This is a genomic window from Sorangium sp. So ce448 (genome assembly GCF_051520915.1).
GTDB lineage: Bacteria > Myxococcota_A > Polyangia > Polyangiales > Polyangiaceae > Sorangium > Sorangium cellulosum_B.
In genome coordinates, this window is the sequence record NZ_CP150343.1 from 4,375,500 (window position 1) to 4,392,313 (window position 16,814).

A 16,814-nucleotide genomic window follows, 5' to 3' on the forward strand; every position below is an offset into this window, starting at 1 on the left:
TCCTATGTCTCGCGCTCAGCGTCTGCGCGTCCCCGCGTCCAAAGTCCTCACTTCGGCAGCCGGTATTCCCAGGAGAACGGCAGGAAGACCGACAGCCCGACCTGCGCCTGTACGTTGTTGGTGAAGCTCTTCCCCTCGGCGAGCCAGGTGCTCTTGTCCTGAGGGTTGTTCTTGTCGACGCTGGGGTTCTCGAGCTCGTCGAAGAAGATGTAGTCGCTGACCTCGAACATCGCCGCAAACCAGCGGTTGAAGAAGATGCGGAGGCCACCGCCGACGTGGAACGAGAGCTTCGGCTTCCAGTCGAAGGTGCGGTTGTCGGGATCGACGACGGCCATGGGCCTCGTCGAGATCGCGCCGACACCGCCCAGTACGAAGAAGTCGTAGTGGAAGATGAAGTCGCTGAACCCGGCGAACTTGCCGTACGCGGGGACGTACGTGAAGTTCGCATTCGCGTTCCACTGATACTCGGTGATCGGCTCGCCGACACGCGCCGCCCTGCTCGTCTGGAAGTTGAAATCCGACGGCGTGTTGAGCGCACCGTACCAGTTGCCGTTGACCCCGATCGCGAGGACGTTGGTGAGGTACCAGTTGACCGCGAGCCCCGGCCCGTTGTGGCCGACGAACTGATCGTTCATCGTCAGCCCGAAGTACGGGTTCACCTCGAAGCGGTGGTAGCGCAGCGCGTAGATCTGCTGCACCGCGTAGGTCTCGTTCTTGAGATCCTTCGCGGCCTCCTTCTCCAAATTGATCGTGGGACACGCCGTCGGATCGATCGCACAGATGTCCCCAAGCCCCGTCGTCTCGCCGCCCTCGGCAGGGGCTGCGGGCGCCTCCACCGGCTCCGTGCCTTCGGCAGGAGTCTCTGGCTCGTCGAGGTTGATTTCCTTGGGTTGCCCTTTTGGCTGAGCTGATGCCGTAAGCGGCATCGCGACCAGCGCAGCCGCAACGAGAAGCCCCACGCGAGCCTGGTTCATCGCCATCCCTTCCGAAGTCCGTGCGATGCGAGCGATCGATCGCCCAGGTAGTACAGCTTCCTAACTACTCGAATTCATTAAATAATTCGGTCAACCGCCAAGCCCGACGGACTATATCACGCCGAAAATAAAAGGATCAACAACCAAATCCTTTTGCCACGGACGACCGGCGCGTTCGCAGAGGGCACGCGACCGTGTGGACTCGCGCCGAGCGGCAGACTCGCTGCACAATCACCGCATGCTCGGAACGCCGGTGTGCTTGCGCCGGGGGCGAGGCGATGGCGGCGCCTGACGGGTTCAGCGGCAGAGCCGCGGCGTGCTGAGACATCGGAGCCATCGCCCGTTGGTTGGACCGGCGCGGAGCCGCGCGATTGGGTGGTGAGGAGAGATCGAGCGCCGCCAGCGCTCACGCCGCGGAGCGCGCGTCAGGCGGCCGCGTCTTCGGAGCCGCTGGCGCGGCCGAGCATCGCCTCGACGAACTCGTCGGGCTCGAACTCGCGGAGGTCTTCCGCGCGTTCGCCGATGCCGACGTACCGGACGGGCAGCCCGTGCTCGGCGCAGATGCCGAGGATGACGCCGCCCTTGGCGGTGCCGTCGAGCTTCGTCAGCACGATGCCGGTGATGGGCAGCGCCTCCTTGAAGAGCGCGGCCTGCTGCATGGCGTTCTGGCCGTTCGTCGCGTCGAGCACGAGCAGCGTCTCGTGAGGCGCACCCTCGAGCGCCTTGTTCATGGTGCGCGCGACCCTGGACAGCTCCTCCATGAGGTTCGTCTTCGTGTGCAGCCTGCCGGCCGTGTCGGCGAGCACCACGTCGGCGCCGGTGTCCTTCGCCTTCTGGATCGCGTCGAAGATCACCGCGCCGGGGTTCGCGCCGTCCTTGCCGCGCACGACCTCGCAGCCGACGCGCTTGCCCCAGACGTTGAGCTGCTGCACCGCCGCCGCCCGGAACGTGTCGCCCGCCGCGAGCACCACCGTCCGGCCCTCGGCCTTGAGCTGCGTCGCGAGCTTGCCGATCGTGGTCGTCTTTCCCACGCCGTTCACTCCGACCACCATCACCACGGTGGGCTGCGCCTTCAGCGGCAGCCCGCCGCCGGCGCCGACGCGCAGGATCCGCTTCGCGTGCTCGCGCAGCGCGTCCCAGACCTTGTCGGTGTCTGCGAGCTCGTTCCTGCTGAGCGCCGACCGGATCTCGTCGAGGAGGAGCTCTGTCGTCTTCACGCCGACGTCCGAGGTGAGCAGCACCTCTTCGATCTGCTCGACGACGTTGGGATCGATCTCCTTCTTGCCGGCGAACAGCGCCTTCAGCCGGCCGAAGAACCCCTCGCTCTCCCGCACCTTCGTGAGGCCTTTGCGGAGCCCCTCGATGTCTCGCTTGCGCGCGGCCGGAGGCGCGGTCTCCCGCGCTGGCCTGGCGGCCGGCTTGACGGCTGGCGCCTCGATCGCGGGCGCGATGGGCGCCTCCGCGACCGTGGGCTCGGGCGCCGCCGGCGCGATGGCGGGCGGCGGCGCGACGGGCGCCTCGACAGGGGCGGGCGCCCCCGCGGGCGGCTCCTCCTGCGGCGCGGGCTCCTTCGCCTTCGGAGGAGCTTCCTCCGCCGGAGGCTTCTTCGGGGCACGCGGCTTCTCGGTCGGCTTGTCCGCCGGCTTCTCGGAGGGCTGCTTCGCCTTCTCCTGGAGCTTCTTCGGTTCGGGGGGCGCTGCGATCTCCGGTGGCGGCGCCTTCTTCGTGACGAAGTAGACGATCGCCGCCACCACGACGAGGCCGACGATAATTAGGGCGATTTCCACGTTGGCGTTCTCCGGCGAGGGAGCCGACTATATGGGACGCACCCCATACGTCAACGTGCGGTCGCGCGGGGGCGCGATCCGACCAGCGAAACGGCAGATCGGCGCGGCGACGGGGCCGGCGCTCCGCAGGCCCCGTGCGCCTGGCTCACGGGGCCTGCGGCGAGGCGCCCGGCTTGGGCTCCGACGCCCCGAGGTCCTGCTCGATCCGCTCGTCCACGGGATCGGGACCGAAGGCGGCGTGCTCGATCCGACTCGCCCAGAGCTCGACCTCGCGCTGCTGAACCCTGCTCGCCACCCGGCGCACGTGCCCGGGCGTCGGCTCCGGCGGCCCCTCGAAGGGCGCCCCCTGGCGCCGCGCCCAGCGGACGAGGCGATCGAGGACGGCGCGGCGCCGCGTGACCAGCGCGATGCCCAGCTTGCTCGGCGACGGGAGCGCCTGCTCGTGGCTGCTGTGCATCGGCGCGCGGACCACGAGCCTCGCGTCGCTCCGGTACGGCGCCTCGATCGAGAACTCGCCGACGTCGTCGGTCAGCGCGCGGGCGATGACGCCGCTGCCATCGAAGGCAGGGACGACGATCTCGAGCTCGGCGCGCGCGATGGGCGTCCCGTCATGCGCGTCGGCGACGGCGCCTCGCCAGCCGGTCGCGCCCTCGAGCGGTCCCATGACGCGCACGCCGGCGCGGCCGGGCGGCGCGACGGGCCGCTCGTCGCCCGCGCGCGTCGTTGCGGCGCGCTTCGGCGCCCGCCGCCAGCCGCCGAGCACCCAGCCCGCGATGGCGAGGACGGCGGCGCCGAGCGCGATCTGCCGCCACGCCCCGGGGCCCGCGACGGGCACGTCGATCGCGAGCTCCGCGCCGGGGATCCACCAGGGCGAGGCGGGCACGTAGCGGAGCGAGATCGGGACCGTCCCCGCTCGCTCGGCGGTGAACGCGGCGATCACCCGCGCCTTGCCGCCGGCCACGGTGGCCGCCCCGACGGGCTCGCCCGCGCGCAGCGCCTCGACCACGCCGCCCTCGACCGGGCCGCGGGACGAGCGAACCTCGACGTCGATCGGCACGCCGTCCTCCGCGCGCGCCGGCTCGACAGGATGCGACAGAGCAAGCGTGACCTGCGCGTACCGGACGACGCTCTGGCTGACGCTCGCCTTCGCGAGCGTGTCGGTTCCATCGAAGCGCGCGCGCAGCACGCCCTGGCCGGCGCCGTCGAGCCGCTCGGTCGGGAGCTCGAAGCGCGCGCGGCCGTCGCCGCCGGTCGGAGCCTCCGCGAGCCGCGCGCCGCGCTCGTCCTCGAGCACGACCGGGAGGCGCTCGCGCTCGAACGGCGCGCCGCTCCCGACGCCGCGCGCGCCGCTGCGATCGAGCCGGAGCGCCACGGTGACGTTCACCGTCGGGCGATCGAGATCGACCGCGTCGACCGGCGGATCGAACCGGAGGATCACCGGCGCGAGCGGGGCCGCGTGCGCCTCGATCGGGATCTTCGCCTCGACCGCGTCGTAGAGCTTTCCCCCTGCGAACCGGATGCGCAGCGTCGCGCCCGCGAGCGGCGCGCGCCCGCGGAGGCAGAACCCGCCGCGCTCGTCTGTCGCGATCACGTAGCCGCCTTGCGAGGGGCGGGGCTCGCGGGCGCGCGCCCCGCCGTCGGCCGCGCACCCGAAGGCCGCCGGCAGGACCGCGGGGGCGCCGGCGCTCGTGAGAGCATCGATGGAGAGCGGCGCCTCCGCGATCGCGCTCCGCGCGTCGTCGACCACGCTTCCGCGCACGACGAACGCGTCGGGCTCGGTCCAGGCGACCGCCTCGATCTGCGCGCTTCCGCGCACATGGATGCGGAGCGGCGCACCTTGCGTCTGCGCGTGCGCCGCGGGCGCCGCCGCGAGCGCCGTGGCCGCGAGGAGCGCCCACGGCAGGCATCGTCTCAGTCCGCGCATCTCCCGAAGGCCTCCGGCGAGCTCCTCGTCATGATCGCGCATTATCGGTCACGCCGACGCGGTACGGGCAAGGGGAAGCCGATCCGAAGCCGTGCCGAGCTCGCGCTCGCCCGGCGCGCGTGGCGCGAGCGAGCGAGCAAGCGGCGAGTGCGGACGTAAGCGGACGTGAGCGGACGTGCACGCGAGCTCGCGGCAGCGCGTCGGGTCGATGGCGGCAGCGGTGGGTAGATAAGCGGATGGTGAAGCCGTGTTCGCCGTGAGCCCAACATGGTTCACGCGTTGAAGCGCCGCGGGCAGGCCGCGTCAAACCGTCCAGTCTGGTCGCAGCGAGGAGCGAGCGAATGCAAGGCAAAAGTGCGAGCGTGTGCGCACCAAATTTCGGGCGTAGACCCGCTGATCCGATCGCCACGGCGGCGATGCGCTCGTGTATCGTCGGACGTGGAATGCGTCGGCCCTTTTCAGTGCTCGTGTTGCTGGTTGTGACGCTTGTACTCTCGCTGATACCCACGAGGCTCTACGCGGATCAGCGCACGAGCTACCTGGCCGACCAGCTCAGGACCAACGAGGACTATCGCGTCCGCACGCAGGCGGCGCTCGCGCTCGGCGCGTCGGGAGACGACGCCGCCACGAGGCCGCTCTGCGACGCGCTCACGGACGGCAACGCGTCCGTCAAGGTCGCGGCGGCCGCGGCGCTCGGCAAGCTCGGCAAGCCCGCGGGGCTCGCGTGCCTGGAGCGCGCCGAGGGCCGCGAGCAGACGCCGGCGGTCAAGTCGCAGATGCAGAAGTCGATCGCGGCGCTGTCCGCCGGCGGCGGGGGCGCGGGCGGCTCGGCGGCGCCGCCGCCTCCGGGCGCGGACACGAAGTACTACGTGGCCATCGAGATCACGAACAAGAGCGGCCGCCCGGAGTCCGAGATCGAGCCGCTCGTGCGCGCCGCGATACAGTCGAAGATCCTCGCGAAGGCCGGCTACGCGGTCGCCCCCAAGGGCGAGACGGTGGCGCAAGGCAAGAAGATTCTGAACGGCAAGAAGCTGAAGGGGTTCTATCTCCTCGCCACGGTCGAGCCCGCCGTGTACCAGGGCGGCAACCTCACCCAGGTGGTCCGCGTCAGCATGTGGACCTATCCGTCCAAGTCGCTCCAGGGTGAGTTCGCGCCGAAGCTCACGCAGAGCGGCACCCCGAAGAAAGACGTCCAGAGCGAGAACATCCTGATGAAGATGTGCGTCGAGAACGCGGTCGAGACCTTCCACAAGGTCGTCGCCTCGCTGTGACGCACCTTCGCTGCTCGAACTTGGCTTCTCCAGTGCCTCACGACCCTTGTCATCTCCAGCCAGCTCCGAGGATCCCATGAGCGACGCTTCCAGCACGGCCCCGCAGACCTCCGCGCCGGAGGTCAGAGCGCGCTACCAGCGGAGCGCGCGGAACTACCTGATCGACCAGAACTTTCAGCTGAAATACACGGGGTTCCTCGTGGGGATCAGCCTTGCGCTCTCCGTGGCGCTCGGGATCCTCCTCTGGAACGCGAGCTCGAAGATCATCGAGCAGAGCCGCAGCGCCGTGCAGCAGGGACAAGAGACGGTCCGTCAGGGTCAGGAGACCGTCAAGCGCGGCCAGGAGGTGCTCGTCCAGAGCCGTCGGGTCAGCGAGGTCGTCGCGATGAACATCGCGAAGGAGTACAAGGACGACCCCGAGCTCGCGAAGACGTTCGGCGAGGCGGCGCAGCGCGACGAGAGCAAGCTCAAGGACGAGCAGTCGCGGCTCGAGCGCGACGCGGCCACGCTGCAGCAGCGGGCGGAGGCGCTCGAGCGGCAGGCCGCCGACGTCGCGAACAACCAGCAGATGCTGCTCCGCCTCATCGTCGCGCTCCTGTCGTTGCTCGTCCTCGGCGTCGGCATCGCGGGCATCGTCTTCACGCACAAGATCGCCGGGCCGATCTTCAAGATGAAGCGGCTGCTCCGTCAGGTCGGCGAGGGCAAGCTGATCGTGCGCGAGAAGCTCCGGAAGGGCGACGAGCTCCAGCACTTCTTCGAGGCGTTCGAGAAGATGGTCGAGGACCTGAGGGCGCGCCAGCAGGGCAAGATCGCCAAGATGGATGCGATCCTCGAGAAGCTCGAGGCGGGGGCGCACGCCCAGAAGGGGACGATGGAGATCGATCCCGAGGGGCTCTCCCAGCTGAAGCGACTCCGCAGCGAGATGCAGGAGCAGCTCGACGCGTGAACGCGCCCGCGCGCGGCCGATCGACGTACGCGCTGTTCGAATCCAGCCCGAAATCAAGCCAAAAATAGGAGGAGTTCAGGCCACGCTAGAATGCGGCCTTGACGATCTCGACCGTCGCTTCTCCGCTCGGGAGGAACGTCACGGACGCGGCGTCGAAGCGCATCCGCTCCACGCCCCTCACGCGCGAGAACGTGGCGCGCCAGAGCCGCTCGCCCGCTCGCCGCACGCGGGCGCGCTTGCGCGCGTCGATGCTGTCGAGGGCGCGGACGTACGAGCCGGCGCCGCGCGTTCGCACCTCGATGATCACGATGACGGGGCCGTCGCGCGCGATCACGTCGATCTCCAGCCGCCCGACCCGCGCGTTGCGCGCGACGATCTCCACGCCCTGCGCGGCGAGGTGAGCGACGACCGCGTCCTCCGCGCGCGCGCCGAGCGCTCGCCGCGCGTCGGCCGCCGGAGCGCCAGCGGGCCCCATCGCGGTCCGGCTCGTCGCCGAAGCCGCCGGTGCGCTGCGCGTGGCGGCGCGCCCGGGCGGCCGGCCGTCGTGTGAACTCGAATCGTCGATGGGAGGGAGGGAGAGGGAGGTGCCGGCCAGATCGGCCGTCGTCGGGCGAGGGCTTCGCGAACCGCGACGGCCGGTCACCCGACGCCTAGAAGCCTTCGCACTGGTCCGAGTTGGCGCGGCCCTGCACGTCGCCGCAGGCCCCCTCGTTCTCGAACCCCGTGTTCTGCTTGATGCAGTACTTGCCGGTGATGTTCGGGTCCCCGAGGCCGACGTTCGGCCGGATCTCCGAGCAGGTGAAGCCCTGCGGGCACTCGCAGAAGTTGAAGTTCGGGTCGTCCGGCTCGCCGTCGGCCACGCCGCACCGGCACGAGCAGTACACCGCCTGCTGCGCGTTCCGGTTCGAGTTGGCGGCGCATTGGCCGCACACGGGCGACGCGACCTGGTCGTCGGTCCCCGGCACGCAGCAGGCTTTGCCCTCGTTCTCTGCCGCCGACTTCGTCGGGTCCTGGCAGCCGGTGAAGCCGTCGCGGCAGAGGTAGAGCTTGCAGACGCCCTCCTCGCACTTCCAGCCGCTGCCGGGGCAGTCCGCGTCGGCGCCGCAGCGACAGAAGGCGCCCGCTGCGTCGCACACGCCGCTGAGGCACTGGCTCGCGCCGCCGTCCGGCCTCGACGGTTCGCAGTCGGGCGCGTATGTCCCCGACTCCACGCAGCTGGTGCACCCGCCCTGCCCGGGGATACACGTCGCGGGCGCCTCCTGGCCGAGCGGGCAGCTCACGCGCCCCTGGAAGTGGTTCACCAGGCAGATCCGCGTCTGGCACTGGAAGGATCGCGATTCGATGTTCTCTTCCGTCACCTTGAAGCCAGCGAACTGCGAATCGTACTCGTCTTCAGGCAGACACGGGTCGCCGACGCCGCCGCTCTCGCACGCGGAGGGCAGGCTCGCCATTGCGACGACGCTGAGCAGGCCGAGCAGGCCGGACAGAATGGAACGGGTCATCAGAACGTGCTCCTTCGGCGGCGGTGCGCGCCACCGCTTCTGCAGAGGCGCGCGGACGGGAGGCAAGAAAACGCTCAAGTCGAGGTGCTCAAAGGCACAACGTCAGCGGTTGGACCCTAGACGAAGCGCGCCTCGAGCGTCAACAGCCGGATGGGGCGCGCCCGTCCACGTCGCCGAGGTGGGCGGGCGCCGCCGGTGCGAGGCGTTCGACCCTGCGCGTTCTCGTCCCTTGGCGTCCCTTGGCAGCGGACGGTCACGCTGCCGCCTGGGCGGCAACAGTGCGGCGACGGCGCGACGAACGCACTTAAGGAAGCGAGCGCGCCTCCGTTCGATAATTCCACCGTCGACTCCTACGCAGTGCGCAACCCCAAGGTCGACCCGGCGCCCGGTGTCTCAGGACGGGAATGCAAGAGGGGCCCCTTGCCCGGCATCGCTTGACAAGCTGCGCGCCACAATCCTACCATCCCCCGCCACACGCAAGTATCCGTTGATTCTCATTGAACTTTTTGGTTCCTGACCGAGCTGCCTCGGGGGTCTACGGCGCGCGTTCTCCGTGTGTGGAGCCGCGAACGGGGCGAAGGGGCCACGATCTTTACGTCGCCGAAAGCGAGGAACGACGATGCGGAACCGGGTGGCGAGTATCTGCCTTGTAGCTTCTGCCCTGTTGCTATCCCCCGCCGTGGGGCATGCGCAGCCCGGCAAAGGTAAGCCCGTCGCGGCTGAAAAGGCGGACGCCAAGGGCGACAAGAAGCCCAGCAAAGAGGTCAGCGCCGACGAGGATGCGGGCCCCGTGACCGCGGGCCAGATGACGGAGGAGGCGGCGCAGGGCAAGCGGCTCTTCGACAGCGAGCGGTGGAGCGACGCCGCGCGGCAGCTGAAGCGCGTCGTCGACGGCGACACCGGCGATGACGATGGCAACAAGCAGATCGCCCAGTACCACCTCGCGATCGCGCTCTACCGCCTGCAGTTCTACCAGGCGAGCTACGCGATCTTCTCGCAGATCGCCGACAAGCCGAACCACCTCAAGTTCAACGAGACGCTGCTCTGGCTGTCCAAGCTCGCGACGCAGCTCCCGGAGCCGGCGGACATCATCGAGCGCGTCGGCAAGTACAAGACCGAGCAGGTCGCGCGGTTCAACAACCCCCAGCAGCGCGACCTCTACTGGCAGCTCAACTACCTGCTCGGCCGCTACAAGTACCGGAACCGGAACTACGAGGAGGCCATCAGCCTCTTCGCCAAGGTCGACCCGAACAGCAAGTACTACGTCCAGGCCCAGTTCTTCAGCGGCATCTCGTACGTGCAGCTGCGCAAGTCGGTGCCGGCTGTCAAGTCGTTCCAGCGCATCGTCCAGGCGATCGACGAGGGCGTCGAGGGCCTCGAGGACGAGGCGCGCATGCGCGACCTCGCGTTCCTCTCGATGGCGCGCACCTACTACTCGGCCTCCGTCCGCCTCGACGACAACAACGTTCCGACGATCGACGCCGCGAAGCTCTCGGCCGCCGTCAAGTACTGGAACCGCGTCGACGTCGCGAGCGAGTACTGGCTGGACAGCCTCTTCGAGCAGTCCTGGGCGTACTTCATGGCCGGGCTGTACCCGCAGGCGCTCGGCAACATCCACACGATCGAGTCGCCCTACTTCCCGAACTCGTTCTATCCCGAGGCCGACATCCTGAAGGCCGTCGTCTCGTTCACGATCTGCCAGTACGGCGACGCGACCACGATCGTCGCGAAGATGAAGAAGAAGTACGAGCCGATCAAGAAGGACCTCGAGTCGATCCTGGCGCGGTACCAGGGGGAGGGGAACGAGGAGCGCTTCTTCCAGTTCCTGAAGGACGTGGGCGCCGGCAAGGGCGACATCCCGCCGAGGGTCCGGCCGATCGTCGAGAACGCGCTCTCCGACCGCCAGCTCCGCCGCAACATGGAGTACGTGCGCATCCTCGATGAGGAGGCCGACCGGTTCAAGAAGGCGCCCGCCAACTTCCGCAACTCTCCGGTCGGCAGCGACGTGACCGACGCGCTCGAGTTCGCGAGGAGCCTCGCGATCCGGAACGCCGGCACGCTCGGCCGGGAGCGCTACCAGCGCAACCTCGACGAGCTCAACGAGCACCTCCGCGACTCGTCGAAGATCCTCATCGACATCACCGCGGCCGAGAGGAACAAGCTCGATCAGCAGGTCGTCAGCGGCCAGCTGTCGAAGGAGGACGCGCTCACGTACGGCGTCGTCAAGCCCGACGACGAGCACGTGCTCTGGCCGTTCGACGGCGAGTACTGGCGCGACGAGCTCGGCTTCTACCGGCAGGTCGTGACGTCGAAGTGCAGCAAGTGAGCGATTTCATCATGGTTGGCCCCGCGGCCGGCGGTCGCGGGGCAGGCAGCGCTTCCTCACGGGGGTCCGTGGCGGAGGGACGGAGATGGAGATGAAGCAGTCGAAGTTCGGTGTACTGCATGCGCTCCGCGCGGCGGCGGGTACGTTGGCCGTGGCGGCGTGCGCGGTCACAACGAGCCCCGCGTCGGCGGCCGACGCGTGCATCACGCAGCCGGCGAAGGATGCGATCGCCGCCTGTCCGGGCGGCAAGCTCCAGGTGTCGGCGGGCAAGAAGCCGCAGGTCAGCTTCAAGTCAGCCCCGCAGGGGATCCAGCTGAAGAAGCGCGAGGATTTGACGAAGCCGGCCAATCCGACCGCTTCACAGGCCTCGGCGCAGCGCGACGAGCGGCGCAATCGCCTCGCCCCGAAGGTGAGGAGCCTGCTCGTGACGGAGATCCAGGGGCTCGAGGGCCTGTACTCCTCGACACCCAAGAACGCGCCGGACCGGCCGAAGCTGATGCGGCGCCTCGCCGAGGGCTACGTCGAGCTCGAGTCGGCGGCGTTCCGTGACAAGACCGAGGGGCAGATCAAGGCGGACGAGGCCAAGCGAAAGAACCCGAAGGCCGTCGCCGGGCTCAAGGCAGAGATCGGCAAGGCCGACAAGATCCTCGTCCTCGCGCGTAAGCAGGCGATCAAGTACTACACGGACCTGAAGACCCAGTATCCGAAGTACTGCCAGAGCACCAACGCGGCCGACCCCGCGAAGAGCACGGGCTGCACGGACGAGGTCCTCTACTACCTCGCCTATGAGTACGAGCAGGCCCAGCAGCTCGAGGACGCTCGCAAGGTCTACTTCGAGCTCATCAAGAACTGGCCGAACTCGAAGTACATCCCGAACGCGTACCTCGCCTTCGGTGAGCTCTTCTTCAACGAGGCGCAGGGCGACCCGTCCAAGTGGGACCTGGCGGAGCAGTCGTACGTCAAGGTCACCCAGTACCCGCCGCCCGAGAACAAGGTCTGGGGCTACGCCCACTACAAGCTCGGGTACGTCTACTGGAACAAGGGCGACTTCGCCCGCGCCATCAGCGAGTTCAAGAAGACGATCGAGTACGGGCAGCAGTTCCAGCAGATGCCGAACGCGGCGCAGCTCGCGGTCTCGGCGCGGCGCGACATCATCCCCGTCTACGCGCTCGCGGGCGACCCGCGCAAGTCGCACGACTTCCTCCGTCCGCTCAGCGGCGACGCGAGCGGCAGCTCCGAGAAGACGTTCAAGATGATGGACGACCTCGGGCAGAACTACCTCGACACCGGTCACTACAAGGAGGGCATCGAGCTCTACACCGACCTGATGACCCGCGATCGGGGCCCGAGGTACTGCGTCTACCAGGGGCACATCGCGGAGGCGACGCTCGCCATGAAGTCTGGCAACAAGGACCAGATCATGGGCGAGCTCGGGCGCCAGCTCGACGTCCACAACAAGTTCCAGGGCGAGGGGCACCCGGCGGACGCCAAGCTGAAGTGCTCGAACATCACCGCTGGTCTGCTGACCGAGACGGCGATGGCCTGGCACCTGGAGGCGGTGGGCTCGGGCGGCGTGCGCGGCACCGGCGACAAGAAGACGATGCAGCTCGCCGCGCAGCTCTACGACAAGGTCGTCAACAACTTCAAGCAGGAGCAGTTCGCCAAGTTCGAGTTCCCCCGCATCCTGAAGGAGGACTGGCCGAACATCTTCAAGATCAAGTACGCGATGGCCGACCTTCTGTACTTCCAGAAGGACTGGGCCAAGTGCGGTCCCGCGTTCGACTCGGTCGTGGCCGAGGATCCGAACGGCCCGCAGGCCGCTGAGGCCGCGTACGCCTCGGTGCTCTGCTACCAGAACATCTACACCGAGACCCACAAGGACGGCTCCGACAAGAAGGGGTCCGGCAACCTCCCCGACGGGGGGACGGGCAAGAAGGGCGACAAGAAGGCGGAGAAGGCGAAGTTCCAGCCGAAGGACTTCAGTGACAGCCAGAAGGGCATGATCACCGCCTTCAACCGGTACGTCTGCTACATCAAGCCTGCGGCGAACGACAAGGAAGCCCAGGAGCAGTACGTCGAGGTGAAGTACGCGCGCGGCCGCACGTACTTCGAGGCGCAGCACTGGGAGGAGGCCGCGCTCGCGTTCCGCGACGTGGCGCTGAACCATGCCGACAAGGAGGTCGGCATCTACGCGTCTCAGCTCTACCTCGAGTCGCTCAACGTCCTCGGCGCGAACATGGATCCGCCGCGTCCGTCTTGTTACGACGACATGGCCGCGGACGTGCCCAAGTTCATCGATCTCTACTGCAAGGGCGGCAAGGAGAAGGAGAACGCCGAGCAGTGCGGCATCCTGATCCGCATCCAGCGCGACATCGAGCGCCTGCGCGCGCAGAAGCTCGTCGAGGCTGCTGACGCGGCCGGTGGCGTCGAGGCCCTCAAGAACTATGAGAAGGCCGCCGTCGCCTACATGGACATGTGGAAGAAGTACGGCGAGGCCGCTTGCGAGGCGAAGCAGCCCGCGTGCGAGAAGAGCGAAGAGGTCCTCTACAACGCCGCGAAGGCGTTCCAGGCCGCCCGCCTCATCGCCAAGTCGATCTCGGCCCGCAAGATCCTGCTCGACCCGCGGTACAACCTCCACAACACCGAGCTGGCGAAGACGTCGATCTACGAGATCGGCGGCAACTACCAGGCGATCGCGGTCTACGACGAGGCGGCGAACTGGTACGAGCGCTACGCCCGCGAGAACCCGAAGGGGGAGAAGGCCGCCGAGGCGCTCCAGGACGCGGTCGTGCTGCGGCTCGGCCTCGGTCAGGAGGACCAGGCGATCAAGGACGCCGACCTCTTCAACAAGAACTACGGCAAGGCGAAGCCGGCGCAGACGGCGCAGATCGCGTTCGCGATCGGCGCGCACTACATCGATCGCGAGGACTGGGATCAGGCGCGCCGGCGGCTGTCGACGGCGATGCCGCAGATCGATCGCAACGCGACGTTCGACGTCCAGGTGCAGGCGCACGCGATGTACGCGCGCGTCCTGCTGCAGACGAAGAGCGTGACCCCGGCGAACGGCGAGTACAACAAGGTCCGCGGCTACTGGAAGGACCCCGCGGCCGCGCTCAAGAAGCTCGACGCGATCGGCGGCGAGGAGCCGGAGAAGCTGCGCCGGCTCGGCAAGGTGCTGACCGCGGTCGGCGAGGCCTACTTCCACTTCGCCGAGCAGAAGCGGAAGGACGTCGATAAGATCAAGTTCCCCGAGTACAAGGGCTCCGGGAACCGCGAGGACGTCCTCAAGCACATCAACACCAAGGTCGCCGACTGGGTGAAGAAGAAGCGCCCGGCGATCGAGGCGGCCGACGTCGAGTACCAGAAGATCCTCAAGCTGGAGCCGACGCCTCCGCCGAAGTGGGTCATCGCGGCCGGCGCGCGCGTCGGTCAGATGTGGGGCAAGTTCGTCGCCGAGTTCCGCGCCGCGCCCATCCCGAAGGAATGGAAGGGGCACGGCGTGGTCCCGGGCACCGACGTCTCGTACGACGAGATCCGGGGTGAGTACTACTCGCGCCTCGACGAGGCGAGCGAGCCTCAGAAGCAGATGGCGAAGGGCGCGTTCAAGACCTGCCTCGACCTGTCCGTGAAGTACCAGTACTTCGACGACTACTCGCGTACCTGCGAGGTGTGGCTGTCGAAGAACTACGGCGCCGAGTACCACCTCATCGACGAATTCCGTGGCTCGCCGTCGCGGGTCAACTCCGGCATGAGCGAACGCCCTGCGCCGCTGAACCTCGACGGGACCCCCTTCCGAGAAGCGCTGACCGCAACCGACAAGCCGGCTGCGAGCAAGGACAAGGAAGAGGGCGAGGACAAGAAGGCGGGCGAGGACAAGAAGGCGGCGCCGGCGGGTGGCGCGTCCAAGGAAGGCTCGGCGCTCGATCGGGCCACGACCCGACCCAGGAAGTGATGGAGCGAAACATGAGAAGCATCACCTCATTGGCAGCGGTTGCGGTGCTCCTTCTGGCCGCGACGGGTTGTGGCGGCGGCACCACCGGCGGCACGGCTCACGGGGCGAAGGACCCGACGACGGGCAAGACGATCACGGACAGCAAGGGTCAGGCCGTGTCGGTCGAGGCGGCCAACAAGTTCAAGACGGCCATGGATACCATGGTCCAGCACGACAAGGCTGGGGACTGGTCCGAGGCGACTTGCAGCTCGACGGCCCAGCTGTTCCTGGACGCGGCGGACGAGCAAGGGGACTCGACGTTCGCCGAGGCCATCTACAACGCGGGGCTCGCGTACCAGCGTTGCAAGAAGGACTCGGAGGCGAAGAAGCACTTCACGCAAGCGCTTCAGAGGAACCCGAAGTTCCACCCCGCGCGGGTCCAGGTGGCGCTCTACAACCTGGCGGAGTCGGGCGAGAGGAACCTCGACGCGGCGATCAGCGAGATGCGCCAGGCCGCCGTCGTCGATGCTCAGTACAAGAACGTCGAGGCGCTCGTGCACCTCGCGCTCCTGTACATGAAGCGCGGCAACCAGGTCGCGGACAACGATGGCCCCAACGACTTCCAGCGCGCGAAGAGGTACATCCAGAGCGCGCTGGCCGTCGATGACGCCTTCATGCCCGCGTTCAACCAGCTCGCGATCTACTACCTGGAGACGGCGAAGCAGAAGGCGGGCAGGAAGACGGGCAAGGCGGTCGCGACCAACGTCAGCAAGCAGAAGAAGGTCGACACCCAGGCGCTGGAGCTCGCGGCGCTTGTCTGCTCCCAGGCCATCCGCAAGAACCCCAACTACGCGCCGATCCACAACACCGCGGGGATGATCCAGGTCGAGCTCGCGAACCTGAACGGCGCCGTGCAGGAGTTCAACCTCGCGAGGAGGCTCGATCCGACCTTCTACGAGGCGCAGATGAACTACGCGGCGGTGAACCTCCAGTTCCGCGGGTTCCAGCAGGCGGACGAGGCGTACCGCGCGGCCCTGAAGATGCGTCCGAACGACTACGACGCTCATCTGGGCCTCGCGCTCGCCCTGCGCGGTCAGATCGACGACGCGAACTTCGACAGCATGGTGGCGTCCGCGAGCGCCGAGCTCGAAGCCGCGAAGAAGGTCGCCCCCGAGCGCGCCGAGACCTACTACAACGAGGCGATCCTGACCCAGGAGTACAAGGCGAAGTCGGGCGGCAAGGGGGCCGAGGGCGCCCTCATGTCGGCGAAGGGGCTGTTCGGTCAGTTCATCCAGAAGGCGGGCGCAAGCGCCGAGTTCGCCGACGCGGTGAAGCGGTCGAAGGAGCGTATGAGCGAGATCGACCAGATCATCGCCTTCAACAAGCAGACCGAGGCCGAGCGGAAGGCGGCCGAGGCCGACATGAAGACGAAGGAAGCCGAGCAGGAGGCAGCTGCCGGGAGCGAGGGCGAAGGGGGTGAAGGGGGCGAAGCGACGACCCCGGCCCCGGCTCCTGCCCAGTAGCGGAGCCTCGTCCGGCGCGCCGTGAGCGAGGGATACGGTAGTATTCCGGGCGAGCTCGACGGGCGGGTCGGACTACGTGGCGGTGCGACGGACAACGGCACCTGGAGCCCTCTTCTCTCGCTGCACGAAGCTGCATCAAGGAGAAGGGGGCTCGCTCTTTTCGTCTTCGTCGCCGCGTTCTGGGAACCTTGGGTCGAATCGGTTGTCGAGGCGTGTGTGGGTCGTGCTCTCCGACGCCTCGATAGCATGCGAAGCTGGTTGACCGGCCGCCGTCGAAGGCGGTACAATGGCACTGTAACCGCGTCGGAACATTGTGAGGAGGCTGGAATGAGAGGGTTGACCCGATTGGGTGCGGGAGTCGTGGCTGCCGTTCTTACGAGCGTGGTCGCCTCATCGGCGTTCGCGCAGGGAGCGGCTCCTGGCGGTGGGAAGAAGGACGAGGGGTACGGGTACGAGTTCTCGGACGACCCGCTGAACGCCGGCGGGTTCGGCCCCAACGACGCCACCATCCGCGTGCGGCCCGGCCCTGTCCGGACGACGCTGATCAGGCCCCGCACCTCGTTCGTTCCGGAAATGCTCAAGTCGGTCGAGAACCTCTGATGTGACGGGCAGGTTTGGCACCTGCCCTAT

11 protein-coding genes are annotated in these 16,814 nt (G+C 68.0%); 6 read left to right on the forward strand and 5 right to left on the reverse strand.

Translation table 11 applies throughout. The annotated features are described in order from the left end of the window. Positions 1–47 precede the first annotated feature (47 nt). The 3 genes from WMF45_RS16750 to WMF45_RS16760 form a co-directional block, all read right to left on the reverse strand. On the reverse strand, positions 48–836 hold the full coding sequence (locus WMF45_RS16750; RefSeq protein WP_437717884.1) for an outer membrane beta-barrel domain-containing protein: 789 nt from the start codon (positions 834–836) through the stop codon (positions 48–50). Positions 837–1,399: 563 nt separating this feature from the next. Beyond that, entirely contained in the window at positions 1,400–2,761 is a 1,362-nt protein-coding gene (ftsY, locus tag WMF45_RS16755) for a signal recognition particle-docking protein FtsY (protein WP_437717885.1), read from the reverse strand. A gap of 145 nt (positions 2,762–2,906) precedes the next feature. Beyond that, entirely contained in the window at positions 2,907–4,685 is a 1,779-nt protein-coding gene (locus WMF45_RS16760; RefSeq protein ID WP_437717886.1) for a carboxypeptidase regulatory-like domain-containing protein, read from the reverse strand. Positions 4,686–5,164: 479 nt separating this feature from the next. Here WMF45_RS16760 and WMF45_RS16765 point away from each other — a divergent pair, with 479 nt between their 5' ends. After that, complete coding sequence (locus tag WMF45_RS16765; protein ID WP_437717887.1) at positions 5,165–5,956, forward strand: HEAT repeat domain-containing protein; 792 nt, start codon at positions 5,165–5,167, stop codon at positions 5,954–5,956. Between the two features lie 76 nt (positions 5,957–6,032). Continuing rightward, a complete protein-coding gene (locus WMF45_RS16770; RefSeq protein WP_437717888.1) occupies positions 6,033–6,902 on the forward strand; it encodes a HAMP domain-containing protein in 870 nt (289 codons plus the stop codon). An 85-nt stretch (positions 6,903–6,987) separates the two neighbouring features. On the opposite strand, the gene WMF45_RS16775 is transcribed toward WMF45_RS16770, so the two are convergent. Then, positions 6,988–7,377, reverse strand: a complete 390-nt coding sequence (locus WMF45_RS16775; RefSeq protein WP_437717889.1) for a YraN family protein — start codon at positions 7,375–7,377, stop codon at positions 6,988–6,990. A gap of 175 nt (positions 7,378–7,552) precedes the next feature. Beyond that, positions 7,553–8,404 carry a hypothetical protein gene (locus WMF45_RS16780; protein WP_437717890.1) on the reverse strand — a complete coding sequence of 284 codons (852 nt, stop codon included), beginning with the start codon at positions 8,402–8,404 and terminating at the stop codon, positions 7,553–7,555. 679 nt (positions 8,405–9,083) lie between these two features. On the opposite strand from WMF45_RS16780, the gene WMF45_RS16785 reads away from it, so the two are divergent. The 4 genes from WMF45_RS16785 to WMF45_RS16800 all read left to right on the forward strand — a co-directional run bounded on the left by WMF45_RS16785 (position 9,084) and on the right by WMF45_RS16800 (position 16,784). After that, entirely contained in the window at positions 9,084–10,730 is a 1,647-nt protein-coding gene (locus tag WMF45_RS16785) for a tetratricopeptide repeat protein (RefSeq protein ID WP_437717891.1), read from the forward strand. 91 nt (positions 10,731–10,821) lie between these two features. Then, positions 10,822–14,682 (forward strand): tetratricopeptide repeat protein, encoded by a 3,861-nt coding sequence (locus WMF45_RS16790; RefSeq protein WP_437717892.1) that lies wholly within the window; start codon positions 10,822–10,824, stop codon positions 14,680–14,682. 11 nt (positions 14,683–14,693) lie between these two features. Then, a complete protein-coding gene (locus tag WMF45_RS16795) occupies positions 14,694–16,184 on the forward strand; it encodes a tetratricopeptide repeat protein (RefSeq protein WP_437717893.1) in 1,491 nt (496 codons plus the stop codon). Positions 16,185–16,544: 360 nt separating this feature from the next. Next, positions 16,545–16,784 (forward strand): hypothetical protein, encoded by a 240-nt coding sequence (locus WMF45_RS16800; protein ID WP_157906686.1) that lies wholly within the window; start codon positions 16,545–16,547, stop codon positions 16,782–16,784. Positions 16,785–16,814: the final 30 nt, after the last annotated feature.

What these genes read in the sequence shown, in the direction of transcription:
- WMF45_RS16790 (WP_437717892.1), top strand. Translation starts at nt 10,822, where the DNA reads ATGAAGCAGTCGAAGTTCGGTGTACTGCATGCGCTCCGCGCGGCGGCG.
- WMF45_RS16775 (WP_437717889.1), bottom strand. Translation starts at nt 7,377, where the DNA reads ATGGGGCCCGCTGGCGCTCCGGCGGCCGACGCGCGGCGAGCGCTCGGC.
- WMF45_RS16780 (WP_437717890.1), bottom strand. Translation starts at nt 8,404, where the DNA reads ATGACCCGTTCCATTCTGTCCGGCCTGCTCGGCCTGCTCAGCGTCGTC.
- WMF45_RS16770 (WP_437717888.1), top strand. Translation starts at nt 6,033, where the DNA reads ATGAGCGACGCTTCCAGCACGGCCCCGCAGACCTCCGCGCCGGAGGTC.
- WMF45_RS16760 (WP_437717886.1), bottom strand. Translation starts at nt 4,685, where the DNA reads ATGCGCGGACTGAGACGATGCCTGCCGTGGGCGCTCCTCGCGGCCACG.
- WMF45_RS16795 (WP_437717893.1), top strand. Translation starts at nt 14,694, where the DNA reads ATGAGAAGCATCACCTCATTGGCAGCGGTTGCGGTGCTCCTTCTGGCC.